General features: G+C 71.0%; 27 protein-coding genes. 17 read left to right on the forward strand and 10 right to left on the reverse strand.

The features are described 5' to 3' along the window. Nucleotides 1–52: 52 nt before the first annotated feature. Entirely contained in the window at nt 53–955 is a 903-nt protein-coding gene (locus AC07PU_RS16980) for a LysR family transcriptional regulator (protein WP_261217476.1), read from the forward strand. On the opposite strand, the gene AC07PU_RS16985 is transcribed toward AC07PU_RS16980, so the two are convergent. The 5 genes from AC07PU_RS16985 to AC07PU_RS17005 all read right to left on the reverse strand — a co-directional run bounded on the left by AC07PU_RS16985 (nt 956) and on the right by AC07PU_RS17005 (nt 5,583). Then, nucleotides 956–1,735, reverse strand: coding sequence for an enoyl-CoA hydratase/isomerase family protein (locus AC07PU_RS16985; protein ID WP_431509681.1), 780 nt, complete (start codon nt 1,733–1,735; stop codon nt 956–958). Continuing rightward, nucleotides 1,732–2,949 carry a CaiB/BaiF CoA transferase family protein gene (locus tag AC07PU_RS16990; RefSeq protein ID WP_490876738.1) on the reverse strand — a complete coding sequence of 406 codons (1,218 nt, stop codon included), beginning with the start codon at nt 2,947–2,949 and terminating at the stop codon, nt 1,732–1,734. Before AC07PU_RS16990 ends, AC07PU_RS16985 begins: the two co-directional genes overlap by 4 nt. Nucleotides 2,950–2,985: 36 nt before the next feature. After that, entirely contained in the window at nt 2,986–3,966 is a 981-nt protein-coding gene (locus AC07PU_RS16995) for a tripartite tricarboxylate transporter substrate binding protein (protein WP_495318963.1), read from the reverse strand. 67 nt (nt 3,967–4,033) lie between these two features. Continuing rightward, nucleotides 4,034–4,957: a LysR family transcriptional regulator gene (locus AC07PU_RS17000; protein ID WP_495318965.1), complete on the reverse strand. Its 924-nt coding sequence runs from the start codon at nt 4,955–4,957 to the stop codon at nt 4,034–4,036. Further along, the gene (locus tag AC07PU_RS17005) at nt 4,954–5,583 is read right to left on the reverse strand and encodes a glutathione S-transferase (protein WP_495318967.1); all 630 of its coding nucleotides are present in this window, start codon (nt 5,581–5,583) and stop codon (nt 4,954–4,956) included. The genes AC07PU_RS17000 and AC07PU_RS17005 overlap by 4 nt, the downstream gene beginning before the upstream one ends. Before the next feature lie 142 nt (nt 5,584–5,725). On the opposite strand from AC07PU_RS17005, the gene zigA reads away from it, so the two are divergent. Further along, nucleotides 5,726–6,919: a zinc metallochaperone GTPase ZigA gene (zigA, locus tag AC07PU_RS17010; protein WP_093341203.1), complete on the forward strand. Its 1,194-nt coding sequence runs from the start codon at nt 5,726–5,728 to the stop codon at nt 6,917–6,919. Here zigA and AC07PU_RS17015 read toward each other — a convergent pair. Next, a complete protein-coding gene (locus tag AC07PU_RS17015; protein ID WP_256222257.1) occupies nt 6,843–7,397 on the reverse strand; it encodes a Fur family transcriptional regulator in 555 nt (184 codons plus the stop codon). The two genes, zigA and AC07PU_RS17015, sit on opposite strands and share 77 nt — an antisense overlap. 152 nt (nt 7,398–7,549) lie before the next feature. On the opposite strand from AC07PU_RS17015, the gene AC07PU_RS17020 reads away from it, so the two are divergent. From AC07PU_RS17020 to AC07PU_RS17040, 5 genes are all read left to right on the forward strand, one after another. Then, a complete protein-coding gene (locus AC07PU_RS17020) occupies nt 7,550–8,536 on the forward strand; it encodes an AraC family transcriptional regulator (protein WP_093339923.1) in 987 nt (328 codons plus the stop codon). A 136-nt stretch (nt 8,537–8,672) separates the two neighbouring features. Further along, on the forward strand, nt 8,673–9,623 hold the full coding sequence (locus tag AC07PU_RS17025) for a tryptophan 2,3-dioxygenase (RefSeq protein WP_495318970.1): 951 nt from the start codon (nt 8,673–8,675) through the stop codon (nt 9,621–9,623). A gap of 33 nt (nt 9,624–9,656) precedes the next feature. Then, nucleotides 9,657–10,820 carry an amino acid aminotransferase gene (locus AC07PU_RS17030; RefSeq protein WP_495318972.1) on the forward strand — a complete coding sequence of 388 codons (1,164 nt, stop codon included), beginning with the start codon at nt 9,657–9,659 and terminating at the stop codon, nt 10,818–10,820. Continuing rightward, nucleotides 10,817–11,977, forward strand: a complete 1,161-nt coding sequence (locus AC07PU_RS17035; protein WP_495318974.1) for an FAD-dependent oxidoreductase — start codon at nt 10,817–10,819, stop codon at nt 11,975–11,977. Before AC07PU_RS17030 ends, AC07PU_RS17035 begins: the two co-directional genes overlap by 4 nt. Nucleotides 11,978–12,090: 113 nt before the next feature. Beyond that, nucleotides 12,091–13,077 (forward strand): Bug family tripartite tricarboxylate transporter substrate binding protein, encoded by a 987-nt coding sequence (locus AC07PU_RS17040; RefSeq protein WP_495318976.1) that lies wholly within the window; start codon nt 12,091–12,093, stop codon nt 13,075–13,077. Between the two features lie 8 nt (nt 13,078–13,085). On the opposite strand, the gene AC07PU_RS17045 is transcribed toward AC07PU_RS17040, so the two are convergent. Continuing rightward, entirely contained in the window at nt 13,086–13,394 is a 309-nt protein-coding gene (locus tag AC07PU_RS17045; RefSeq protein WP_495318978.1) for a hypothetical protein, read from the reverse strand. Between the two features lie 194 nt (nt 13,395–13,588). Between AC07PU_RS17045 and AC07PU_RS17050 the strand changes: the two genes are divergently transcribed. The 7 genes from AC07PU_RS17050 (at nt 13,589) to AC07PU_RS17080 (ending at nt 19,000) form a co-directional block, all read left to right on the forward strand. Beyond that, on the forward strand, nt 13,589–14,254 hold the full coding sequence (locus AC07PU_RS17050) for an alpha/beta hydrolase (protein WP_057595650.1): 666 nt from the start codon (nt 13,589–13,591) through the stop codon (nt 14,252–14,254). Between the two features lie 44 nt (nt 14,255–14,298). Continuing rightward, the gene (locus AC07PU_RS17055) at nt 14,299–14,646 is read left to right on the forward strand and encodes a putative quinol monooxygenase (RefSeq protein WP_495318981.1); all 348 of its coding nucleotides are present in this window, start codon (nt 14,299–14,301) and stop codon (nt 14,644–14,646) included. Between the two features lie 141 nt (nt 14,647–14,787). Continuing rightward, the gene (gshA, locus tag AC07PU_RS17060; protein ID WP_057595652.1) at nt 14,788–16,347 is read left to right on the forward strand and encodes a glutamate--cysteine ligase; all 1,560 of its coding nucleotides are present in this window, start codon (nt 14,788–14,790) and stop codon (nt 16,345–16,347) included. 202 nt (nt 16,348–16,549) lie between these two features. Beyond that, entirely contained in the window at nt 16,550–16,936 is a 387-nt protein-coding gene (locus AC07PU_RS17065; protein ID WP_057595653.1) for a response regulator, read from the forward strand. Between the two features lie 110 nt (nt 16,937–17,046). After that, the gene (locus tag AC07PU_RS17070) at nt 17,047–17,967 is read left to right on the forward strand and encodes an SDR family NAD(P)-dependent oxidoreductase (RefSeq protein ID WP_495318984.1); all 921 of its coding nucleotides are present in this window, start codon (nt 17,047–17,049) and stop codon (nt 17,965–17,967) included. A 108-nt stretch (nt 17,968–18,075) separates the two neighbouring features. Next, nucleotides 18,076–18,513, forward strand: a complete 438-nt coding sequence (locus AC07PU_RS17075) for a nuclear transport factor 2 family protein (protein ID WP_093339900.1) — start codon at nt 18,076–18,078, stop codon at nt 18,511–18,513. Then, a complete protein-coding gene (locus tag AC07PU_RS17080; protein WP_296781456.1) occupies nt 18,500–19,000 on the forward strand; it encodes a MerR family transcriptional regulator in 501 nt (166 codons plus the stop codon). The genes AC07PU_RS17075 and AC07PU_RS17080 overlap by 14 nt, the downstream gene beginning before the upstream one ends. A gap of 14 nt (nt 19,001–19,014) precedes the next feature. Here the strand turns inward: AC07PU_RS17080 and AC07PU_RS17085 are convergent, their stop codons facing one another. The 3 genes from AC07PU_RS17085 to AC07PU_RS17095 form a co-directional block, all read right to left on the reverse strand. Next, nucleotides 19,015–19,380, reverse strand: a complete 366-nt coding sequence (locus AC07PU_RS17085; protein WP_495318987.1) for an HPF/RaiA family ribosome-associated protein — start codon at nt 19,378–19,380, stop codon at nt 19,015–19,017. Between the two features lie 139 nt (nt 19,381–19,519). Further along, complete coding sequence (locus tag AC07PU_RS17090; protein WP_495318989.1) at nt 19,520–21,505, reverse strand: O-linked N-acetylglucosamine transferase, SPINDLY family protein; 1,986 nt, start codon at nt 21,503–21,505, stop codon at nt 19,520–19,522. Between the two features lie 144 nt (nt 21,506–21,649). Next, the gene (locus AC07PU_RS17095; protein WP_093339891.1) at nt 21,650–22,078 is read right to left on the reverse strand and encodes a CBS domain-containing protein; all 429 of its coding nucleotides are present in this window, start codon (nt 22,076–22,078) and stop codon (nt 21,650–21,652) included. A 263-nt stretch (nt 22,079–22,341) separates the two neighbouring features. Here AC07PU_RS17095 and ylqF point away from each other — a divergent pair, with 263 nt between their 5' ends. From ylqF to AC07PU_RS17110, 3 genes are read left to right on the forward strand one after another with little or no spacing between them, the layout of a single operon-like run. Next, complete coding sequence (ylqF, locus tag AC07PU_RS17100; protein WP_093339888.1) at nt 22,342–23,316, forward strand: ribosome biogenesis GTPase YlqF; 975 nt, start codon at nt 22,342–22,344, stop codon at nt 23,314–23,316. An 11-nt stretch (nt 23,317–23,327) separates the two neighbouring features. Then, entirely contained in the window at nt 23,328–23,933 is a 606-nt protein-coding gene (locus AC07PU_RS17105) for a Crp/Fnr family transcriptional regulator (protein WP_495318992.1), read from the forward strand. A 34-nt stretch (nt 23,934–23,967) separates the two neighbouring features. Next, nucleotides 23,968–24,561, forward strand: coding sequence for an anthrone oxygenase family protein (locus AC07PU_RS17110; RefSeq protein WP_495318994.1), 594 nt, complete (start codon nt 23,968–23,970; stop codon nt 24,559–24,561). Nucleotides 24,562–24,579 lie beyond the last annotated feature (18 nt).

A 24,579-nucleotide genomic window follows, 5' to 3' on the forward strand; every position in this document is an offset into this window, starting at 1 on the left:
ATTGGGCCAGTACGATAACTTTTGGTTGTCGCCCGTCCGGCACCCGTCCTCCATGAAACCCAACCAGTTGCACGCCTTCGTCGCAGTGGTCGAGCAGATGAGCATCCGCGCCGCGGCGCGCGTGCTCGGCATCTCGCAGCCCGCGGTGACCAAGATCGTGCGCGAGCTCGAGCGCGAGGTCGACGCGCCGCTGGTCGAGCGCAGCGTCAAGGGCGTGCGGCTCACGCCCTTCGGCGAGGCCTTCGCGCCGCGCGCGCGCATGCTCCTGGCCGACATGCAGCGCGCGCGCGAGGAGATCGCGCAGATCCGCGACGGGCTCACGGGCCGGGTCGCGCTGGCCGTCAGCACCTCGTTCGCGCAGACCATCCTGCCGGCGGCCTTCAAGGACTTCCATGGCCGGTTGCCGGCCGTCGACGTGCAGTTCAGCGAGGCGGTGCTGCCCTGGATGCTGGCTCGGCTGCGCGAGGGCTCGCTCGACTTCGCGGTGGCCCACGTGGTGCCGGGCCGGCTCGATCCGCAGTTCGAGGCGATCGAGCTGTTTCCGGTGAAGCTGGTGGTGGGACTGCGCGAGCGCCATCCGCTGCGCGCGAGCCGCTCGATGGCCGAGCTCGCGACCGCCGAGTGGATCCTGCCGGGCGACGATCACTTCAGCGGCCGCGAATCGATCTCGGCGCTGCTGCCGCTGGGCCTGCCGGCGCCGCAGCGCGTGATCCAGGGCCATTCGGTCACGGTCGCGCTGTCGCTGGTCGGGCAGATGGACCTGATCGGCCTGTTCGTCGAGCCGCTGGCCGCGCTGAGCTTCAAGCGCCACGGCATCCGGCGCGTGGACGTGGTCGAGACGCTGCCGACGCTCAACGTCTGCGTGGTCAAGCGCCGCGGCCAGTTGCTGACGCCGGCCGCGCAGCACTTCGTCGAATGCATCCAGCGCGCCTCGGCGCGCGCGGTCGCGACCTGATCAGCGGCCGCGCCAGGCCGGCGGCCGCCCCTCGGTGAAGGCCGCCACGCCCTCGGCGAAATCGGCGCTGCCGTAGCAGCGGCGCACCAGGTCGTCGGTGTCGGGCGCGCCCTGCGTCGTGCCGCGGCGCAGCGCCTCCTTGGCGGCCGCCTGCGTCACGGGCGCCAGCGCGGCCAGCCGTGCGCACAGCGACTGCAGCGCGCCGTCGAGCGCCTCGCTCGCGCAGACCTGCTCGAGGAAGCCGCAGGCCAGCGCCTCGTTCGCATCGAGGATCTGCGCCAGCAGCAGCATGCGCCGCACCGGCTGCAGGCCCCAGGCCGCGCGCAGCCGCGCGAAGTTCAGCGACGACAGCGTGTTGCCCAGCGTGCGCGCGATCGGCACGCCGAAGCGCGCGCCCGGCGTCGCGAGGCGGAAGTCGCAGGCGGTCGCGATCGCGAGCCCGCCGCCCACGGCCCAGCCCTCGACCACCGCCACGGTCGGCATCGGCAGCGCCTCGATCAGGCCGATGCCGGCATCGATGCGCCGCTCGTAGGCCACGCCGTCGTCGCCGCCCGCGAAGTCGCGGAACTGCGCGATGTCGGTGCCGGCCACGAAGGCCTGGCCGCCCGCGCCGCGCAGCACCGCCACGCGCACCTCGCCGGCGCGCGCGGCCAGCGATTCGCAGTGCGCGGCGAGCGACTGGTACATGGCCCAGGTCATGGCATTGCGCGCGGCCGGGCGGTCGAACACCAGCGTGGCGATGCCCGCCGTCACCGAGAGATGAACGCTGCCTTCGCTCATGATCCGAAGGCTCCGGCCGCGGCCAGCTCGCGCTGCGCCGGCGCATCGATGCCGAGCTCGGCCAGCACCTCGGCCGTGTGCTGCCCCAGCAGCGGCGGCGCGCGCCGCACCTGCTGCGGCGTGCCGCCCATCTTCACCGCGAAGCCGATGTTGGGCACCTTGCCCTCCACCGGGTGGTCGATCTCGATGCGCATGCGGCGGTGCCGGCCATGCTCGCTCTCGAAGGCCTCGGGGTAGCTGAGGATCGGCCCGGCCGGAATGCCCACGGCCAGCAGCCGGTCGATCCAGTGTTCGCAACCCTGTTGCGCGAAGCTGCGCTCGAGGCTCTCGATCAGCGCATGCCGGTTCGCGAGCCGCAGCGACACCGTCGCGAAGCGTGCGTCATCGAGCAGGTCGGGCCGTTCCAGCGTGGCGCACAGCGTCTGCCAGAGCTTCTGGTTGGTCGCGCCCATCACGAAGTGGCCGTCGGCCGCCTTCATTGCCTGGTAGGGCGCGCTCATGCGGTTGGCGGTGCCGAGCTGCTCGGGTTCGCGGCCGGTGCCCCAGTACTCGCTGATGTCCCAGATCGAGAAGGCCAGCGCGGAATCGAACAGCGAGGCATCGACGTACTGGCCGCGGCCCGTGGCCTTGGCGCCGATGTAGGCCGACAGCATGCCGTAGGTGGCGAACAGCGCGCAGCCGATGTCGGCCACCGGCACGCCGGCCTTGGCGGGCGGGCCGTCGGGATGGCCGGTCACGCTCATGATCCCCGACATCGCCTGCGCCATCAGGTCGAAGCCCGGCCGGCCGGCCCAGGGCCCGGTTTGGCCGAAGCCCGAGATGCTCACGTAGACCAGCCGCGGGTTGATCGCGCTGAGCGTCTCGTAGTCGGTGCGCAGCCGCTTCATCACGCCGGGGCGGTAGTTCTCGACCAGGATGTCGGCCTGCGCCACCAGCTTGTAGAGCACCTCGCGCCCGCTGTCGGACTTGAGGTCGAGCGCGATCGAGCGCTTGTTGCGGTTCATGTTGAGGAAGCCCATGCTGTCCGTGCCCTTGAGCTTGAAGCCCATGGCGCCGCGCGTCTGGTCGCCGCCCTGCGGCGGCTCGATCTTGATGACGTCGGCGCCGAGGTCGGCCAGCAGCATGCAGGCATAGGGGCCGGCCATGACCTGGCTCACATCGAGCACGCGCACGCCGGCCAAGGGGAGGGGACGGGAGGAGGAGGTGTCGCTCATCGGTTGGCGTCTTTCAGGGGGGAAAGGAAAATGGTCTCAAGCGTCGGCGCGCACGCCGGCTTCTTTCACGATGCGGCCCCACTTGGCGTATTCGCTCGCGATGAAGGCGCCGAACTTCTCGGGGCTGCCGCCCGCGTCTTCGGCGCCGAACTCGTCGAGCCGCTGCGCGATGTCGGGCAGGGCCAGCACGCGGTTGATGTCCTCGCTCATGCGCTGCACCATCGGCGCGGCCATGCCGCGCGGGCCGACCAGGCCGTACCACGAGGCCGCGTCCAGCCCCGGAAAGCCCGACTCGGCGAGCGTGGGCACGGTGGGATGGCTGCGCGCGCGCTGCAGCCGCGTCTGCGCGATCGCGATCACCTTGCCCTGCTTCACGAAGGGCGTGGCGGCGGTCATGGTGTCGAAGGCGTAGTCGATCTGCCCACCGAGCAGGTCGACGATCAGGGCGCTCGAGCCCTTGTAGGGCACATGAACCGCATCGACCCTGGCCTGCAGCTTGAACATCTCGAAGGCCAGGTGTTGCGCCGAGCCGATGCCCGAAGAGCCGAAGGACACGCGGCCCGGCCGCTCGCGGCACAGGGCCACGACGTCGGGCAGGGTGCGCGCCTTCTGCGCGGGCGCACAGGTCAGCATGTTCGGCGTCACCCCCACCAGGGTCAGCGGCGTGAAGTCGCGCCGCGGGTCGTAGCGCACGCCGGTCAGCAGCGCCGGCGCGATCGCGTGGCTGTTGACGTGCGCCATCAGCAGGGTGTTGCCGTCGGGCGGCTGCTTGCTCACGTAGTCGGCCGCGATCGCGCCGGTGGCGCCGGGCTTGTTCTCGACCAGCACCGAGGCGTTCCACATCGCGCCCAGCTTCTGGCCGATGACGCGCGCCAGCACGTCGGTGCCGCCGCCGGGCGCGAAGCCCACCACGATCTTCACGGGGCCGGCCGGTGGCGCCGCCTCGTTCGCGGCGCGCACCAGTGCCGGTGCGGCGAGGGCGGCCGCGGCCGCCAGGGTGAAGCTTCTGCGTTGCATGCTGCGATGTCTCCGTCGTTCTTTAGGGTCGACGGATGGTGCGCAAGGCCCGCGCCGGGCGCCATCGCTATTTGGGCGAGGCTGGATTCGCGTTTTGCGTATCCGCGAGCACGCGCGCCACGCTGGCCGCGGCACGCGACAGCGAATCCCCGGCGCGATGGCACAGCACGAACTGGCGCCGCGCCCAGTCGCCGCGGATCGGCAATCGCGCGAAGCGGCTGCCCGCTGCCACGTGGCGCGCGATCGCCGCCGGCATGACGCCGATGCCCAGGTCCTGCGCCACCAGCGCCGCGATGCTGTCGAAGCCGCCCACGCGCATGCGCATGCGCAGCAGCTGGCCGGTCTCGTCGGCCAGCCGCGCGAGCATGAGCGAGATCGCCGAGCCCTCGTTGAGCACGATCAGGTCGCAGGCCAGGATGTCCTCGAGCACCACCTCGCGCCGGCCGGCCAGCGCATGGCCGCGCGCGGTGACGGCCACCAGCCGGTCGCCGCGGTAGGGCAGCATCGGCAGGTCGATGGCGCCGAGGCTGGCCTCGTAGATGCCGATGTCGACCGTGCCGCGGCGCAGCGCCTGCTGCACCACCTGGCTGTTCATCTCCTGCAGGTCGATGCGCACGCCGGGGCAGGAGACGGCGCAGCGCTCGATGTCGCGCGGCACGAACTGGATCACCGCCGACTTCGGCGCCGCCACGCGCACCACGCCCTGTTCGCCGCCGAGGTAGGAGGCCGCGTCGTCCTGCATGCGCAGCACGGTGTGCGTGATGTTGCGCGCATGCGCGAGCATCGCGCGCCCGGCATCGGTCAGCACCATGCCGTGCGGGCGGCGCTCGAACAGCGCCACGCCGAACTGCGATTCGAGCTCGAGGATGCGGCGCGAGGCCGCGGCCGGCGCCATGTGCATGCGCTCGGCGCCGCGCGTGACGCCGCCGAGCTCGGCGGTGGCGATGAAGAGCTGGACCGTCGTGAGGTCGAAATGCAGGCGCGTGCTCATGGGAAGGCGATGCCGGCCTCGCCGCTGCGCCAGGGCGGGTTCTTGCGCATGACGCTGTCGAACAGCGGCGAGGCGATCCAGTCCGCGAGCCAGGCGCGCAGCCGTGGCCAGGGCTGGGCCTCGAACCAGGCCGGCTCGACCATCGCGTACTGGCGTACGAAGGGCATCAGCGCGGCGTCGGCCAGGGTGGCGTGGGCGCCGAGCAGGAAGGCCGAGGCGGCCAGTCGCGCCTCGAGCTCGCGCAGGAAGCGCGCGCCTTGCTCGCGGGCCTCGGCCTGCACCGCGTCGGCGAAGCGGCCCGGGTACTTGTAGCGGTCGAGCTGTGGCTTGAAGCCCTCGTCGCAGGCGGCGATCAGCGCCTCGGTGTCGCCGGGCTGCAGCCAGCGCAGCGGATCGTGGGCCGCGAGCGCCCAGCGCATGATGTCCAGGCTCTGGTCGATCACCGTGCCGTCGGCCAGCACGAGCACCGGCACCGTGCCCTTGGGCGAGGCGGCCAGCATCTCGGGCGGCTTGCGCTTGAGCTCGACCTCGCGCAGCTCGCAGCGCTGGCCGCTCGCCGCCAGCGCGAGGCGGGCGCGCATCGCATAGGGGCAACGGCGGAAGCTGTAGAGCACGGGCGGGGTCATCGGCGGCGGGAAGGCGGAGGCGGCCCCCGAGTCTATCGGCGCGGCCGGAGGCGGGAGCGGCGGGCGCTTTTCCGCTTTACATGCAACCGTGTTGCGTCGTTCATATAATGCAATGCAGTTGCATATCAACGAGACCCACGCCATGCCCCAACGCCTTCCCGTCACCGTGCTGTCCGGCTTCCTCGGCGCCGGCAAGACCACGCTGCTCAACCACATCCTGCACAACCGCGAGGGCCGGCGCGTGGCGGTGATCGTCAACGACATGAGCGAGGTCAACATCGACGCCGCGCTGGTGCGCGAGGGCGGGGCCGAGCTGTCGCGCACCGACGAGCGGCTGGTCGAGATGAGCAACGGCTGCATCTGCTGCACCTTGCGCGAGGACCTGCTGATCGAGGTCGGCCGGCTCGCGAAGGAGGGCCGCTTCGACCAGCTGGTGATCGAGTCGACCGGCATCTCCGAGCCGCTGCCGGTGGCCGAGACCTTCACCTTCGCGGGCGAGGACGGCAAGAGCCTGGCCGACGTGGCGCGGCTCGACACCATGGTCACGGTGGTCGATGCCTTCAATTTCCTGCGCGACTACGGTTCGGCCGACAGCCTGCGGCAGCGCGGCCAGTCGCTGGGCGACGAGGACGCGCGCACCGTGGTCGACCTGCTGATCGAGCAGATCGAGTTCTGCGACGTGCTGGTGCTCAACAAGACCGACCTGGTGAGCGCGGCCGAGCGCGAGCGGCTGATGGCGATCCTCAAGAGCCTGAATCCGCGCGCGCGCATCGAGCTGTCGCAGTTCGGTCGCATTTCGCTCGACCGGGTGCTCGACACCGGCCTGTTCGACTTCGCGCAGGCCGAGCAGGCACCGGGCTGGCTGGCCGAGCTGCGCGGCGAGCACCTGCCCGAGAGCGAGGCTTACGGCATCCGCAGCTTCGTCTACCGCGCGCGGCTGCCGTTCAATCCGCAGCGCTTCTGGGACCTGGTGCAGGAGGAATGGGAGGGCGTGGTGCGCTCCAAGGGTTTCTTCTGGCTCGCGAGCCGGCCCACGCGCGCGGGCAACTGGTCGCAGGCCGGGGGCGCCTGCCGCTACGGCGCGGCGGGTTTCTGGTGGGCGGCGGTGCCGCGCGAGCACTGGCCCAGCGATCCCGAGGGACTGGCGCTGATCCAGAGCCACTGGGACCCGGCCACGGGCGACGCGCGGCAGGAACTGGTGCTGATCGGCATCGGCATGGACGAAGCCGCGCTGCGCGCGCGGCTCGATGCCTGCCTGCTCACCGAGGAAGAGATGCGCTACGGCGCCTCGTGGTGGCAGAACCTGCCGGACCCTTTCCCGTCCTGGAACGTGTAGGGCGGGCGGCGGGCCGGGCCGCGGGTGCGGCTTCGGCCGGCACGCAGTCGCCGCAGGTGCCGTGCAGCGTGAGCGCGGTGCGGCGGGTGTCGATGCCCTGCTTGCGTAGCGCGCGGCCGAGCCGGCCCATGACCTTCGGCAGCTCGGGGTCGGAGGGCAGGGCCAGCACCTTGTGGCACTGGTCGCACTCGAAGGTGTTGCCCGAGGCGGCCTCGACGTGGCGCGCGAAGCGGTTCACGCGGTCGGCGCCGACGCGGCGGTCGCACAGGCCGACCTCGACCAGCCGGTCGAGCACGCGGTAGATCGTGACCCGGTCGGGTTCCTCGCCGGTGGCGGTGGTGTAGGCCGCGGCGACTTCGTCGTGCGTGAGCGGTTGGGAGGTGTGCTCGAGCAGCTCGAGCACGGTCTGGGCGGCGCGCGTGACGCGCAGTCCGCGGTCGCGCAGCTGGCTTTCGCTGTCGAAGGTTGCGTGGGCCATTCGGGGCTTCGGTTGCGAGGTCGTTGTCTTCATGCGAGCCGCCATTGTGTTGCATACCGCGCCGTCGTGGGCGCGCCGCGGCGAATCGCCCGGCTTCCATGCCAGATAATCCGCGCGAATCGGACAGACCACGGACGCCACGACGCAACAGCATGGACACGGGACGCGACGGCGACGCACTGAGCCACCTGCTCGCGGGCTACAAATCCGAGCGCGCCGTCACGGCGCGCTTCTCGCTCTCGGCGCCCTGGGCGCTGCACTCGACCGGCGTGGACGGCCCGCTGATCCGCCTGTGCACCGGCGCCCCCTACTGGATTTCGGTGGCCGATGCCGAGCCGGTGCAGGTGGCGCCGCACGACATCGCGATGCTGCCGCAGGGCGGCGCGCACACCGTGTCGTCGGCGCCGGGGCTCGAGGCGCGGCCGTTCCGCGAGCTGATCGCCGCGCATTCCACCGGCCGCCATGGCGACCACCCGATCGTGTTCTCGCACGGCGGCGGCGGTCCGGTCACCGAGCTGTTCTCGCTGCACCTGTGGCTGCCGGCCCAGGGGCTGGGCTCGATCATCGCGAGCCTGCCGCCGCTGATCGTGCTGCGCCAGGCGCAGATTCCGACCACCGCCTCGCTCGCGCTGGCGATGGAGACGCTGGTCAACGAGACCGTGGCCCAGCGCCCGGGCTGGCAGCTCTCGGCCGCGCGCATGGCCGACCTGCTGCTGGTCCACATCCTCTGCGAGCACCTGTACGCGCAGCCGTCGGCGGCGCCGGCCGGTCCCGCCGCGCCGGCCGAGCGCCTGGGCACCCTGCGCGGGCTCGACGACGAGAGCATCGCGCGCGCCATGGCGCTGATGCACGAGCGGCCCGCCCATCCGTGGTCGGTGGCGACGCTGGCGCAGGCCAGCTACCTGTCGCGCACCATCTTCAGCGAGCGCTTCCGCACGCTGGTGGGCGTGACGCCGATGCACTACCTGGGTTCCTACCGCATGACGCTGGCGGCCGAGAAGCTCAAGAACCGGCAGCTGAGCCTGCACCAGGTGGCCGAGTCGGTGGGCTACGAGTCGGAAAAGGCCTTCTCGCGCGCCTTCCAGCGCTGGACCGGGCTCACGCCCAGCGCCTACGCCCGGCGCCACGGCGCCGCCTGAACGCTGTCATCGTCCGGTCACGGACGAACGGTGACCAAATCCGGCGCGCCGGAGGTTGAGCCGCCGGCCCCGGGGCCGAAGAATCGCCGCATCCCCATCACGGTCCGCGCAGCACGCGGGCCAGAGAGACGACGACATGACGGCTTCCCCCTCGCGCCCCCGGCGGCAGCGCGTGATTCCCGCGGTGCGCGATCCCGCGCTCGAGCTGTCGCTGGTCAAGCCGATCGCGACCGGCGACAACCACCAGCGCGCGGCCACGGTGCAGGACACCGACGGCGAGCCGCTGCTGCAATTCGAGGGCCGCAGCAACCCCTACCTCGAGCACCAGCGCAACGACTTGCTGCTGAGCCTGCAGCACATGCGCAGCGAGGGCCACGACGAGATGGTCTTCATGTGCATCACCCACTGCAAGGAGCTGAGCTTCAAGGCGATCCACTACGAACTCTCGAACATGCAGCTGCGCGTGCGCGCCGACGACGTGGCCGGCGCGCTGCAGCTCGCGCCGCGGGTGCGCGCGCTGCTCGAGTTCCTGGCCAAGACCTGGGATGTGCTCTCGACCATCACGCCGCACGAGTTCAACCAGTTCCGCAACACGCTGGGCATCGCCTCGGGCCAGCAGTCCTACATGTACCGGCACGTGGAATTCATCCTCGGCAACAAGTCGATTCCGCTGGCGCGCGCGCATGCCAACAACCCCGAGGTGTGGCCCTACATGGAGCGTGCGCTGAATGCGCCCAGCCTCTACGACGACGTGCTCGCGCTGCTGCACCGGCGCGGCGTGCCGGTGCCGGCCGAGGCGCTCGAGCGCGACTGGTCGGCCAGCTATGCGCCGAACGCGGACGTGGAGGCCGCATGGCTGCAGGTCTACGGCGACCCGGCACCCGAGAACGATCTCTACCGGCTCGGCGAGGCGCTGATGGACATCGCCGACGTGTTCTCGCAATACCGCTGGCGCCATTTCGTCTCGGTCGAACGCATCCTGGGCTTCAAGCCCGGCACGGGCGGCTCGGCCGGCGTGGGCTGGCTGCGCAGCGTGGTCGACCACCGCTTCTTTCCCGAGCTGTGGTCGGTGCGCACGCGGCTCTGAGCCTTTCCTTTCGTTTTTCTTTCTGGAGCACGCGTGTTCGATCAACTGCCGGCCCATGCCGACGATCCCATCCTCGGCCTGTTCGAGGCCTACAAGGCCGACCCGCGGCCGCACAAGGTCAACCTCGGCATCGGCATCTATTGCGACGAGCAGGGCCGGGTGCCGGTGCTGGCTTCGGTGCGCGCGGCGCGCGCGCTGCTGGCCGAGGCCGATGCGCCCAGCGTCTATGCGCCGACCGAGGGGGCGCAGCCCTACCGCGACGCGGTGCGGCGGCTGGTGTTCGGCGAGGTGGCAACGGCGCCGCTCGTGGTGGTGCAGACCGTGGCCGGCACCGGCGCACTCAAGACCGGCGCGGACCTGCTGAAGGACCTGTCGCCCGAGGCCACGGTGTGGATGCCCGACCCGACCTGGGCCAACCATGCGGCGATCTTCGAGGGCGCGGGGCTGCGCGTCGATCACTATCCCTACTACGACGGCAGGACCGGCGGCTTCGACCTCGACGGCGCCATCGCCACGCTCGGCAAGCTTCCGGCCGGCGATATCGTGCTGCTGCATCCCTGTTGCCACAACCCGACCGGCGTGGACCCCTCGCACGAGGAGTGGCACGCGCTGTTCGACACCATCGCGCAGCGCGGCCTGCTGCCCTTCTTCGACACGGCCTACCAGGGTTTCGCGCAGGGCGTGGACGAGGACGCCTGGGCGGTGCGCGAATGCGTGCGGCGCGGCATCGCCTGCCTGGTGGCGAGCTCGTTCTCGAAGATCTTCTCGCTCTATGGCGAACGCGTGGGCGCGCTCGCCGTGCATGCGCCGGGCGCCGACGCGGCGCGGCTGCTGGGCCGGCTCAAGCTCGGCATCCGGCGCAGCTATTCGTGCCCGCCGGGGCAGGGCGCGGCGCTGGTGCAGGCGATCCTGTCGGACCGCGCGCTCGAGGCGCAATGGCGCGCCGAGCTCGAGGCGATGAGGCTGCGCATGCGCGCGATGCGCACGGCGCTGCATCGCGCGCTGGGGCCGGGCTCCGACTACCTGGTGGCGCAGCACGGCATGTTCAGCTACACGGGACTGGCGCCCGCGCGGATCGATGCACTGCGCGAACGCTTCGGCGTCTACCTCGTGGGCTCGGGGCGGCTGTGCGTCGCGGGGCTCAATGCCTCGAACATCGAACGGGTGAGCGCCGCGCTCGCGGCGGTGCGCGCATGACGCGGCCCGAACGCATCCTCGTCGTGGGCGCCGGCATAGCCGGCTGCTCGGCGGCGATCGCGCTGGCGAGCCGGGGCTTCGGCGTCACGCTGGTCGAGAAGCAGGTCGAATGGCGCTTCCAGAGCTCGGGCATCTTCATCTACGGCAACGGGCTCGAGGCGCTGCGCGCGGTGGGCGTGCTGCCGCGCATCCTCGAGGCCGGCTTCGCGATCGAGGACGGGCGCAACGTCTACCTCGACCACCTCGGCGCGCCGATCGTCGACGTGTTCTATCCGCGCTCGCAGGGCGGCGCGGCGCCGATCGTGGGCATCAAGCGCTCGGAGATGCATCGCGTGTTGGCAGACCAGCTGTCGGCGCTGGGCGTGGAGATCCGGCTCGCGACCACGGTGGAACGGGTCGACCCCGAGGGCGAGCGCGCGCAGGTGCTGCTGTCCGACGGCACGGCGCAGGCCTTCGACCTGGTCGTCGGTGCCGACGGCATCCGCTCGCAGCTCCGCGAACAGGTGACGGGACCGCTCGCGCCGCGCTACACCGGCTTCGGCGTCTGGCGCAGCGTGCACGAGCGGCCGCGCGCGCTGGTGGCCAAGATCATGATGATGGGCATCGGCAAGCGGCTGGGCATCATGCCGATCGCCGACGACCGGCTCTACCTGTTCGGCACCGTGGCCGAGCCGGCCGGCCGCTGGTATCCGAAGGAGGACTGGCCCGCGCGCATGCGCGAGCGCTTCGCCGAGTTCGGCGGACCGGCGCGACCCTTCCTCGACCAGCTCGGCGCGGACTCGGAGCTGCTCTACACCGCGGTCGAGGAGGTGCAGGCGCCGCTGCCCTGGCATGCGGGGCGCCTCCTGCTGATCGGCGACGCGGCCCATGCCTCGACGCCGTTCATGGGGCAGGGCGGGGCGATGGCGGTGGAGGACGCGGTGGTGCTGGCCGAGATGCTGGCCGACCACGGCATTTCCGATGCCACCTTGCGCGCCTTCGGCGAGCGCCGCTATCCGATGTGCCGTTTCGTGCAGGACGCCTCGCGCCAGGTGGGCGAGGCCGGCGCGGTGGAGGACGCCGCGAGCTGCGCCTTGCGCAACGCGGCGATGCGCGAGGGCGCGCAGCGGCAGGTCGATGCGTTCTACGGCCGACTGGACGCGCTGCGCGCGGCTTGAACCGGGCGCTTATGCCCGGATCGGCCTAAGCATCTGACGAATGGGTCGTTCGCGCGCGGGCGGCGGCGCGACAGAATCGCGCGCGTTCTCCAGCCCGTACCCGAAAGTTCTCCATGCGCGTCCCCTCCCTGTTCAAGCCGGCCCTCCTGTTGTGGGCCGGCGCGTCGATCGCCCTGGGCGCGCAGGCGCAAACCCCCGCCGCTTCCTATCCGGCCAAGGCCGTCCACATCACCGTGGCCAACACGCCCGGCAGCTCGCCCGACGTGCTCGCGCGCTACCTCTCGACGCGGCTGTCGGAGCAATGGAAGCAGCCGGTGGTGGTCGACAACAAGGCCGGCGCGGCCGGCATCCTCGCGGCCGACGGGCTCGCCAAGGCGCAGCCCGACGGCTACTCGCTGCTGGTGGGCGCCGACGGCCCGATCACCATCCTGCCGAACCTGCAGGCCAGCCTGCCCTACGACGCGCGGCGCGACCTGCTGCCGGTGGTGTCGCTGGGCCAGATCGACTTCGTGCTGGTGGCGAATCCCAAGACCGGCTATCGCAGCGTGGCCGACTTCGTGCGCGCCGCCAAGGCGCAGCCGGGCCGCATCAACTACGCCTCGGCCGGCAACGGCAGCCCGCAGCAGCTGGGCATGGAGCTGTTCAAGCAGAAGGCCGGCATCTACGTGACCCACATCCCCTACCGCGGCGGCCCGCTGGGCATGCAGGACGTGATCGCGGGCCAGGTCGACGTGATGCTGATCGCCGTGGGCCCGGCGCTGCCGCACATCCGCAGCGGCCGGCTGGTGGCGCTGGGCACGGGCGGCGAGAAGCGCCATCCGCTGCTGCCCGAGGTGCCGACCCTGGGCGAGAGCTACCCCGGCTACCGCGCCGGTACCTGGTTCGGCCTGTTCGCGCCCGCGAACACGCCGCAGCCGGTGGTCGACGCGATCGCGCAGGAGGCCGGCCGCATCGTGCGCACGCCGGCCGCGCGCGCCGACCTCGCGGCCCAGGGCATCGAGGCCACCGGTTTCGCGCAGCGCCAGTTCCAGGGCCAGGTGGCGGCCGAGTACGAGCGCTATGCGCAGATCGTGAAGGCGAACGGGATCAAGGCGGAATAAGGCGCCGGTCAGCGCACCGACTTGGCCAGCGCCCGCGCGAAGGCCGCGACATCCTCGTCGCGGCAGACCTCCGCGACCAGCGGCGCATGGCCCTGCGCCACGGCCGCCAGCGCCATCGCCTTCTTCGGGCACAGGCCCAGGCAACTGGACTGCACCACGCGCAGCCGGATCGGCACGTCGCGCAGCTCGTGCTTGAGTTCCTTGCGCACCGGCTTCGCCTGCAGCTTCGCGGGGCCGTCCTTGCGCGCCTCGCATTCGCCGCAGACCAGCACGAGGCCGCCGAGCTTGGTGTCTACCAGGGGTGGGGAATGGCTCACGCGGGGTCCTTCGCTGGGGTTCTTGCGAACCATCTTGGGGGCGTGGCCGCGCCGCGCAAGTCGGCCGAGCGGCCGTCCGGGTGCGCGGGATGCACCGGATCCCTGCGCTGGATCAATGTCCCGGGCCGCCCGAATGCGCTAAGGTCCGGCCATCCGCGCCTGTTTGGCGTACTTTTTCACGACTTTCACCGACCATGTCCCGTCCCCCCATCGAGATCGAAACCGCCCCCCATCCCACCGCCACGGTGATCGTGATGCATGGCCTGGGCGCCGACGGCAACGACTTCGTGCCCATCGCCAACGAGCTCGACCTCTCGAGCGTGGGCCCGGTGCGCTTCGTGTTCCCGAACGCGCCCGTGATCCCGGTCACCATCAACGGCGGCTACCAGATGCCGGCCTGGTACGACATCGCGGTGGCCGACCTGGTGGCGCGCGAGGACGAGGCCGGCCTGCGCCGCTCGCAGGCCACGATCGAGGCGCTGATCGCCAACGAGAAGGCGCGCGGCATCGCGGCCGAGCGCATCGTGGTGGCCGGCTTCTCGCAGGGCTGCGCGATGGCGCTGATGACCGGGCTGCGCCACGGCGAGCGGCTTGCGGGCATCGTCGGCCTTTCGGGCTACCTGCCGATCGCGGCCACCACCGCGGCCGAGCGCCATGCGGCCAACCACGACACGCCGGTGTTCCTGGCCCATGGCCGGCAGGACCCGGTGGTGCCGATCGCGCGCGCCCAGCAGTCGCGCGACGCGCTCGCGGCACTGGGCTACACCATCGAATGGCACGAGTACGCGATGGCGCACTCGGTCTGCATCGAGGAGATCGGCGACCTCAACGCCTTCCTGCTGCGCGTGCTCGCACGCTGAACCGGCGGGCCGAGGCGCCCGCGACACTCGAAAGGAGACACCCCATGATCCTCGTCATCGGCCATGCCACCGCCAAGCCCGACACCCTGCAGGCCATGCTGGCGATCAGCGTCGAGCACGTGCAGCGCTCGCGCGCCGAGCCCGGCTGCCTCTCGCACGAGGTCTCGACCGACGCGCTGCAGCCGCTGCGGCTCACCTTCGTCGAGCGCTGGAGCGACATGGCGGCGCTGCAGGTGCATTTCCGCGTCGAGGCCTCGCGCGCCTTCGGCAAGGCGCTGGCCGCGATGGCCGACGGGCCGCCGCGGATCCACGTCTACCAGTCCGAAGAGATCGACCTGGCCGGCCTCGCGGGTCGCTCGGGCGCTGCGCCACGGACCCCCGAAAAGAGCTGATCGCGTCAGCACGTCGAAAGGTGATGCTATGGAAAAAATAGCGGACCGCAGCATAGCCGGCAGCGGGTTTCCCTGCACGAGCAGCGCCCGCGCCGCCGTGCTACCTTCCAGCCCCTCAGAAGATTGATGGGTCATAACAATATGAGCAACAGATTGCAGGAGAGGCTGGGTTCGCTCTCGGCCGGGCGGTTGAAAGGCATGCGGCGCGGCATCGAGAAGGAAAGCCTGCGCGCGCTGCCCGACGGCAAGCTCGCGCTGACGCCCCATCCGCTCGCGCTCGGCTCGGCGCTGACCCATCCGCACATCACGACCGACTTCAGCGAGTCGCAGCTCGAGCTGATCACGGGCGTGCACGGCGACGCCGAGGCCGCGCTCGACGAGCTGACCCGCGTCCACCAGTTCACCTACCGCGTGCTCGACCAGCTCGGCGACGAGCGCATGTGGGTCTCGAGCATGCCCTGCGGCCTGCCGACCGACGAGACCATTCCGATCGGCCGCTACGGCTCGTCGAACGTGGGCCGCGCCAAGAGCGTCTACCGCATGGGCCTGAGCCACCGCTATGGCCGCCGCATGCAGACCATCTCGGGCATCCACTACAACTGGTCGCTGCCCGAGGTCTCGAGCGAAGCGTATTTCGCGCTGATCCGCAACTTCCGCCGCCACGCCTTCCTGCTGCTGTACCTGTTCGGCGCCTCGCCGGCGCTGTGCTCGAGCTTCGTCGCGGGCCGCCCGCACGAGCTGCAGCCGCTGGGCGACGGCAGCATGTTCATGCCGCACGGCACCTCGCTGCGCATGGGCCGCCTGGGCTACCAGAGCGACGCGCAGGCCTCGCTGGCCGTGAGCTACAACAGCCTCGAGGGCTACGGCGCCTCGCTGCAGGACGCGCTCACGCGCCCCTGGCCGGCCTACGAAGCCATCGGCATCCGCAACCTCGGCGGCGACTACAACCAGCTCGGCACCAGCCTGCTGCAGATCGAGAACGAGTTCTACGGCACGATCCGCCCCAAGCGCGTGATCAATCCCGGCGAGCGCCCGCTGCATGCGCTGCGCGAGCGCGGCGTCGAGTACGTCGAGGTGCGGCTGATGGACCTCGATCCCTTCGAGACCGTGGGCATCAACGCCCAGACCATGCGCTTCCTCGACGTGTTCCTGCTGCACTGCCTGCTCAGCGACAGCCCCGACGACACGCCGCAGGAGATCGCCGACCTGGCGCACAACCAGCACCTGACGGCCGCGCGCGGCCGCGAGCCGGGCCTGGCGCTGCTGCGCGGCGGCCAGCCGGTGTCGCTGGTCGACTGGGGCCTGGAGCTGGTCGAGCAATGCGCGCCGATCGCCGAGCGGCTCGATGCCGCGCACGGCGGCACGGCCCATGCCGAGGCGGTGCGCGCCGCGCGCGAGGCGCTGGGCAACCCCGACAGCCTGCCCTCGGCGCGCGTGCTCGCGGCCATCGAGCACGAGCATGCCAACTCCTTCATCGGCTTCATCCGCGCGCGCTCCGAGCAGACCCGCGCCGCGCTGATGGCGCTGCCCTTCTCCGACGCCCAGCGCGCCGTATTCGCGCGCATGACCGAGGACTCGATCCAGGAGCAGAAGCGCATCGAGATGGCCGACACCATGCCCTTCGAGATCTACCGCGAGCAGTACGTGTCGCCCACGCGCCTGGGCGTGGGCAAGGGCCAGCGGGTGGCCGTCGCGGCCTGACGGCGGGCCGCCCGGCCGCCGGCTGACGACAGCCGTCTTGGCCCGTGGCCTACAGGCGGTCGGTGCCGCTGGCTCACGCTGCACCGCCGCATGGCTGAGAGGATCGGACCATGCAAGCCGTCGCCCGCCAGCCGTTCCCTCCCGCCTCGTTCCGCGCCCTGGCCGATCCGCAACGGTGCGGCACTGCGCGGGGCGGGCGATCATGAGTCTCAAGGCCTATCTCGTCGAAGACAGCCCCGTGATCCGCGAGAACCTCGTGGGTTTCCTCGAGGACGTGACCGAGACCGAGGTGCTGGCCGTGGCCGGCAGCGAGGACGAGGCGGTGGCCTGGCTGCAGCGCCACCGCGACGACTGGGACCTGACCATCGTCGACCTGTTCCTCGAGCGCGGCAACGGCCTGGGCGTGCTCGACGCCTGCCGCCAGCGTTCGCCGCACCAGAAGGTGGTGGTGCTCAGCAACTACGCCACCGCGGAGATGCGCGACCGCTCGCGCCTGCTGGGCGCCGACGCCTTCTTCGACAAGTCGGCCGAGCTCGACCAGCTCGTCGCCTACTGCGAAACCCTGCACGAAACCTCGTCGCACGAGTGACTGGCGGGACCGCCCGGGTGCGTCCGCGCGGTACTTTCTGAGGTAAAACGCGCCGCGGCGCGTGCGGTTTGGACGCGTCCTCCATCCATCCTCCGAGAGACCGAGACGACATGAGCATCGACAGCAGCATCGACTTCCAGGGCCGCGTGGCCATCGTGACCGGCGCCGGCGGCGGCCTGGGCCGCCAGCATGCGCTGGCCCTCGCGGCGCGCGGCGCCAAGGTGGTGGTCAACGACCTCGGCGGCGCGCGCGACGGCTCGGGCGGCTCGGTGAGCGCGGCGCAGGCGGTGGTCGACGAGATCAAGGCCGCGGGCGGCGAGGCGATCGCCAACGGCGCCTCGGTCACCGACTTCGAGGCCGTGCAGGCCATGGTGCAGCAGGCGGTCGATGCCTGGGGCCGGGTCGACATCCTCGTGAACAACGCCGGCATCCTGCGCGACAAGAGCTTCGCCAAGATGGAACTGGCCGACTTCAAGCTGGTGGTCGACGTGCACCTGATGGGCGCCGTCAACTGCACCAAGGCCATCTGGGCGCTGATGAACGCGCAGAAGTACGGCCGCATCGTGATGACCACCTCCTCGAGCGGCCTGTACGGCAACTTCGGCCAGAGCAACTACGGCGCCGCCAAGCTGGCGCTGGTGGGCCTGATGCAGACCCTGAGCATCGAGGGCGCGAAGAACGACATCCGCGTCAACTGCCTGGCGCCCACCGCGGCCACGCGCATGACCGAGGACCTGTTTCCGCCCGACATGCTCGAGGCCTTCCAGCCCGAGGCCGTGGTGCCGGCGATGCTGGTGCTGGCGGCCGAGAACGCGCCCACGCGCGCCATCCTGTGCGCGGGCGCCGGCACCTTCGAGGCCGCGCACATCACGCTCACGCAGGGCGCCTGGATCGGCATCGGCGGCGACACGCCCGAGCAGCTGGCCGCGCGGCTCGACGAGGTGCGCGCGCGCGAGGGCGAGCAGGTGCCCCAGAGCGGCACCGCGCAGGGCGCGAACGAGGTCGCGAAGGCGAAGGCGGCGCGCGGCTGAATTCCACCCGGGCGTTCATGGCGCTTGACCTCGAGTGCACGCGAGCACTTCCAATGAAATCCACCGGGCCCTCCGGTGCTTTCCATTGACGCTCAAGAGGACATCGCCATGAACACCACCACCGCCAGCAACAAGGCGCTCATCCAGCACATCCACGCCCAGCTCGACCAGGGCAACAGCCGGCCCTTCCTCGAGGGCTTCGCCGACGACGCGACCTGGAAGCTCGAGGGCAGCACCGCCTGGTCGCGCACCTATCGCGGCAGGAAGGCGATCCGCGAGGAGCTGCTGAACCCGCTGTTCGCCCAGTTCGCCACCCCCTACACCAGCCGCACCGAGCACGTCCTGGCCGACGAGGACCGGGTGGTGGTGCAATTCAGCGGCGACGTGCTGACCCATGCCGGGCGCCGCTACAACAACCGCTATTGCTACGTCTACCGACTCGAAGGAGGCCTGGTGAAGGAACTGATCGAGTATTTCGACACCGGCCTGGTGGCCTCGGCGCTGGAAGCGCCCGGGGTCGCGGCCCCGGCCGATGCCGGCGGCTGAGGCCCGGCGCGGCGTCGCGCAGGGCACGCCGTTCCTGATCGGCGAGCTGGCTCAGCGCACCGGCCGCAGCGTGCATGCGATCCGCTGGTACGAGAGCCAGGGGCTGGTGCCCGGCGTGGTGCGCGACGCGGGCGGGCGGCGCCTGTACGGCGAGCCCCACATCGGCTGGCTCGACCTGATGGACCGGCTGCGCCGCACCGGCATGTCGATCGCCGAGATGCGCGAGTACACGGCGCTCGCGCTGCGCGGCCGCGCCACCCTGGCCGAGCGGCGCGCGCTGCTCGCGGCGCACCGCGAGCGCGTGCAGCAGACCATCGCCGAATGGAAGCGCGCGCTGTCGCTGGTCGATCGCAAGATCGACTTCTACGACGCCTGGATCGAGAGCGGGCAGCGCCCGCCGCTCATCCCCACCGGCGCGCCCGAGCCGGCGAGGCCGCCGCGCCAGCCGGACACGCCAGCGCCTTCGCGCCGCGCGCGTCGAAGCTGAAGGGCGCCGAAGGCTTATTCGGCCGCCAGCCCCATGCCGCCGTCGCGGCGGATCGACTCGCGGTCGCGGTGGTTGTGCAGCCGGCCCAGGGTGCTGTCGAGCAGGCGCTTGAGCTTGTCGGATGCGCCGCGGAAGGCCTCGTCCATGCTGGACGCGTGCTGCTTCACCGCCAGCGGCTGGTGGTGCGCGAGCCGCGCTTCCATCACGCAGCACTTGTCGCGTTCGCCGGCCTTCTCGTGGTTTTCGTCGCTCAGGTGCACTTCCACGCGTGTCACGTCGTCGGCGAAGCGCTGCAGCTGCTGCTGGATCTCGGTGTCGGCCCAGCGCTCGAGCGCTTCCTTGTTGTCGATGCCGTTGCTCGTGTTGACCTGTATCTGCATGTCCAGTGTCTCCTTCTTGGATGTCAGGTTGGAGGATCGAAACGAGTCTTCACTCTGAACGCTGGAACCGTGGCGCGCGTAGGCCAAGGCCCTGCCGGCGGGCCGGGCAGGGTTGGCGATCCGCGGGCGAAGAAACGGGCTACGCGCCCAGGCGCGGCACCACGATGTGCTCGGGCGGCAGTTGCGCGCAGTGGCGTTCCCAAGCCGCGGCGAAACCGTTTTCGAGATGGCGCGTGTAGGTCGCGGTATCGAACAGCGCGCAGTGCGCGCGCGCGGCGGCCAGCTCGGCGCGCAGCGCCGCAAGGCGCGGCGGGTCGGTGGCGAGCGCCAGGGCCAGCGCCTCGTAGGCGGCCGGGGAGTCGGTCGCGAGCTGCGGGAAACCGGCCGCGCCCAGCAGGCTGCCCGCCACGCGGCCGGCGAAGGTCTGGCCCACGCAGCTCACGAGCGGCAGCCCGGCCCACAGCGCGTCGCTGGCGGTCGTGTGGGCGTTGTAGGGCAGGTTGTCCAGGCACAGGTCGGCCAGCGCCAGGCGCTGCAGGTGAGCCGACTGCTCGGCCCAGGGCGCGAACACCAGCCGCTCGGAGGCGATGCCGTGCGCGGCGGCGCGCTCGCGCAGGTTCCGTTCGTAGGCTTCTGTGCCGCCCTTGAGCCAGAGCACGCTGCCCTCGACGCGCGCGAGCAGCCGCAACCAGATGTCGAAGAACGCGGCCGTGAGCTTCTGGCCGTTGTTGAAGTTGCAGAAGACGAAGGCCCCTTCCGGCAGGCCGGCATCGGCGCGCGACAGCGGCCCGGTGGCCGTCTCGCGGCGCGAGTCGTTGGGCTGGTAGGCGTCGGGCAGGTAGAGGATCTTCTCGCTGTAGTCCGCGCGCGCCGCCTCGGGGATCAGGAAGGGGTCGGCCACCAGGTAGTCGATGAAGGGCGCGCCCAGCGTGCCCGGGAAGCACAGGTAGCTGATCTGCAGCGGCGCCGGCCGCAGCGCCAGCACCGAGGGCCGGGCGTCGATGGTGTAGCCGCCGAGGTCCACCAGGATGTCGATGCCGAGGTCGGCGATGGCCTGCGCGGTCTCGCTGTCCGACAGCTCGTGCGCGTCGACGAAGCGGTCGAAGGCCCGCTCGAGCCGCTCGCGCATCGCGCTGCCGTCGCTCTTGCGCAGCGAGATCGCCGTGACCTCGAAGCGTTCGCGGTCGTGGCGCTCGAACACCTCGGCCACCAGGAAGGAGGTGGCGTGGCGCCCGAAGTCGGCCGAGATGTAGCCGACGCGCAGGCGCTCGCCCTCGGCGCGCACCGGCGCGTGCAGCGGTTCGGCCGCCATCGGGTAGTGGCGCTGCGCATGCAGCCGCGCCACCTGCAGCTGCTCCTGCGGCGTGGAGGGCAGGATCAGCAGCGCGAAGGGTTCGATGCATTCGCGCTGCGCGCGGATGTCCTCGCGCAGCAGCGCCATCTGGGCGTCGAAGTCCTGCCAGTCGGCGATGGCCGCGCGCGCATAGAGCAGGCCGCCGCGCGCGAAGGCGTAGTCGGCGTCGCCGGGGTGCTCGCGCAGGGTCCGGTCGTACAGCTGTGCCGCGTCCGCGAAGCGCCGCGCCTGGCATAGCGCGGTGCCGTAGTTCTCGATCAGCGTGGGATGCGCGGGCTGCAGCGCCAGCGCGCTTTCGTAGCACTGAAGTTCCTGTGCATGCAGGCGCAGCTTGCCGCAGGCCGCGCCGCGGTTCATGTGGGCCTCGAAGGCGCCCGGGCGCAATTGCACCGCGCGGTCGAAATGGGCCAGCGCTTCGGTGGCCTTGCCGAGCGCGAGCAGCGCGAGGCCCAGGTCGTGCTCGGCCTCGAACAGGTTCGGCTGGCGCTGCAGCAGCGTGCCGAAGGCCTCGGCCGCGGCGCGGTGCTGGCCCGACTTCTGGCAGGCCATGCCGAGGTAGTACCAGCTTTCGAGGGAATTCGGGTCGTAGCGCAGCGAGGCGCGCAGCCGCTCGATGGCTTGCGGGAAGTCCTGCGTCTGGCCCGCGATGAAGCCCAGCAGCCGGTTCGCGGCGGCCATGTGCTGGCCTTTTTTCAGCAGCTGCAGCAGCACTTTCTGCGCAGCGGAATACTGGCCCTGCCGGAAAAGCAGTTCGGCCGACTGCAAGCTCATTGCAGACCCTTGTGGTTCGGTGATCTTGGGGGGAGGGCCACGAGGTGGCGCCCGGCCGCGAGGGGCGGGCGCGCGCAGTCTAGCGTCGTCCGGTCGCGCCTGCCTGACGCGGGGGCCGAAAAAGGGCGGCGGCGCCGCCTTCGCTCAACTCTGGATGTAGTGCGTCAGCTGCTCGATGGTCTGCTCGTGGTCGGCAATGATGTCGTCCATCAGGTCCTGGATCGAGATCATGCCCACCACCCTGTCGCCATCGACCACCGGCAGGTGGCGGAACTTGCGCTGGCTCATCAGCGCCATGCAGGTCTGGGTGGGGGTCTGCGGGTTCACGGTCATCACGTCGGGCGTCATGATCTCCGAGACCTTGACCTCCTTGGAGTTCTTGCCCTGCAGCGCGACCTTGCGCGTGTAGTCGCGCTCGGAGAGGAAGCCGACCAGCCGGTCGCCCTCCATCACCATCAGGGCACCGACCTCGAAATGCGCCAGCGTGGCCAGCGCATCGAACACCGTGGTGCCCGGCGAGGTCCGCCAGGCCGCGGAGTCGTGACGTTTGAGCAGTTCGGAGACGGGTTTCATCGCGGCAACTCCTTGAAAAAAGTCTGGATTCGACCGACGCCGGAAGGCGCGCTCTGCGACAAATCATAGGGGCTGGCACGCGAGAGCGGCGCAAGACTTTGCAAGCGTGCGGCCATGCGCCGCGCGGCAAAGACCCCGGTATCCCCGCGCGGCGGGGGCGTATCGATCGATTCAGGTTCGCGGTTCACAATGCGCACCCCGGACCGGTGCATGCACCGTCCCATTCCATCCCGCAGCCACAAACACAAGAAAGACACGCACCGATGGCGATCCAGTGGTTCCCCGGTCACATGCATCTCACGCAGAAGGCGATCACCGAGCGCGTGAAGGACATCGACGTGGTGATCGAGCTGCTCGACGCGCGGCTGCCCGGCTCGAGCGCCAACCCGATGCTCGCGCGGCTGACCGCCAACCGGCCGGCGCTCAAGGTGCTCAACAAGCAGGACCTGGCCGACCCCGAGCGCACCGAGCGCTGGCTCGCGCACTACAACGGCCTGCCGGCCACGCGCGCGATCCCGCTCGACGCCAGCCTGTCCACACCGGCGCAGCAGATCGTGCGCGCCTGCCATGCGCTCTCGCCCAACCGCGGCGGGCTCGCCAAGCCGATGCGGGTGCTGATCTGCGGCATTCCGAACGTGGGCAAGTCGACGCTGATCAACACCCTGACCGGCGGGCGCAAGGCCAAGACCGGCGACGAGGCCGGCATCACCAAGCTCGAGCAGCGCATCACGCTGGCCGACGACTTCTACCTCTGGGACACGCCCGGCATGCTGTGGCCGCGCATCGTGGTGCCCAAGAGCGGCTACAACCTCGCGGCCAGCGGTGCGGTGGGGCGCAATGCCTTCGACGAGGAGGAGGTGGCGCTCGAGCTGCTCGGCTACCTCAAGCAGCACTACGCGGCGGGGCTGGTGGCGCGCTTCAAGCTGGTCGAGCACGAGCATGCGCCCGGGGAGCTCGCCGAGATGCGCGACGAGGCGCTGCTCGACACCATCGGCCGCAAGCGCGGCGCGCTGCTCGGCAAGGGGCGCGTGAACCTGCAGAAGGCGGCCGAGATCGTGATGCACGAGTTCCGCGCCGGCAACCTCGGGCGCATCACGCTCGAGACGCCCGAGGAGTTCGCCCAGTGGCTGGCCGAGGGCCAGCGCGCCGATGCCGAGCGCGAGGCCAAGAAGGCCGCGCGCAAGCAGCAGCGCAAGGGCGGCAAGGCCGCGGCCGCCGAGGACGACGCGGTCGCCTGAGGCAACGGACGATGCAGCAGCCGGCCGCCACCGATCCCGCCTGGCACGCGGCCCTGGCACGCCGCTTCCCCGAACTCGGTGCCGGCCCGCTGGCCGCGCTCGCCGGCGCGGCCCGCCGCGAGACGCTGGCGCCGCATGCCGTGCTGCTGGCTGCGGGCAACGCCTGGCGCCATGCCTTCTGGGTCGAGCGCGGGCTGCTGCGGCTGTACTACCTCGATGCCGAGGGCCGCGAGTCGAACAAGAACTTCCATGCCGAGGACGCCTTCGTCTGGCCCGTGACGCCGCTGCTGCGCGACGAGCCGGCGGCCTTCTTCATCGCGGCGCTCGAGCCCGCCGTGGTGCGCTGCCTGCCGTGCGACCTGCTCGAAGCGGCGGTCGCGGCGCTGCCCTCGTGGACCGCGCTGCGGCTGGCGGCGCTGGCGGGCCTGTTCGACGACAAGCTGCGGCGCGAGCAGGCCTTCCTGCAATGCGACGCGCGCGCCCGCTACGAGGCGCTGCTGCGCGAGCGGCCCGACTGGGCGCGGCGCATTCCGCTGCGCCACCTGGCGTCCTACCTCGGCATGACCGATGTCTCGCTGTCGCGGCTGCGCGCGGAGATGGGGCTTATCGCAGGTTAAGGCGGGCCGGGGCGGTGCGCGCCACAGTCGGCGCATGTCGCCACGTACCTCATCGATCTCCTTCGCGCTGTCTTTTGCTGGCTGGGGCCTGCATGGCCTCGCCGTCTTCGCCTTCGGCCTCATGGCCGGCTTCTTCTGGGCCTACGGCTTCAACGTCAGCCTCGCCACGCTGCAGATGGACGGCGCGAGCTATGCCGCGGTGCAGTCCAGTCTCAACCGCCATGTGCGGCACGCGATGTTCTTCGGCTTCTTCTTCGGCCCGCCGCTGCTGTGCGCGCTGGCGCTCGCGGCCACCTGGCGCGAATGGCGCGAATGGCGATGTGGCTGGTTCGGCCTGCTCGCGTTCGCGGGTGTGCTCTATGCGCTGGGCATCGTGGTGTTCACCGCGCAGGTGAACCTGCCGCTCAATGCCTACACCGAGTCGTGGGATCCGCGCGCGTTGCCGCCCGACTGGGCCGAGACGCGCGCACGCTGGCATGCCGCCAACCTCTGGCGGTGCGCGGCCAGCGCGCTGGCCTTCGCGCTGTCGATCGCGGCGCTCGCGCTGCGTGCGCGGGCTGTCGCCGATGCAACTGCCGCGCGCGTTCCGGTCACGGACGCGACGGGCCGGGCCGGGGGCGCTTCGTAGAGTGGGCTCGACCCATTC

The organism is Variovorax sp. GW821-FHT10D07, from assembly GCF_059415325.1.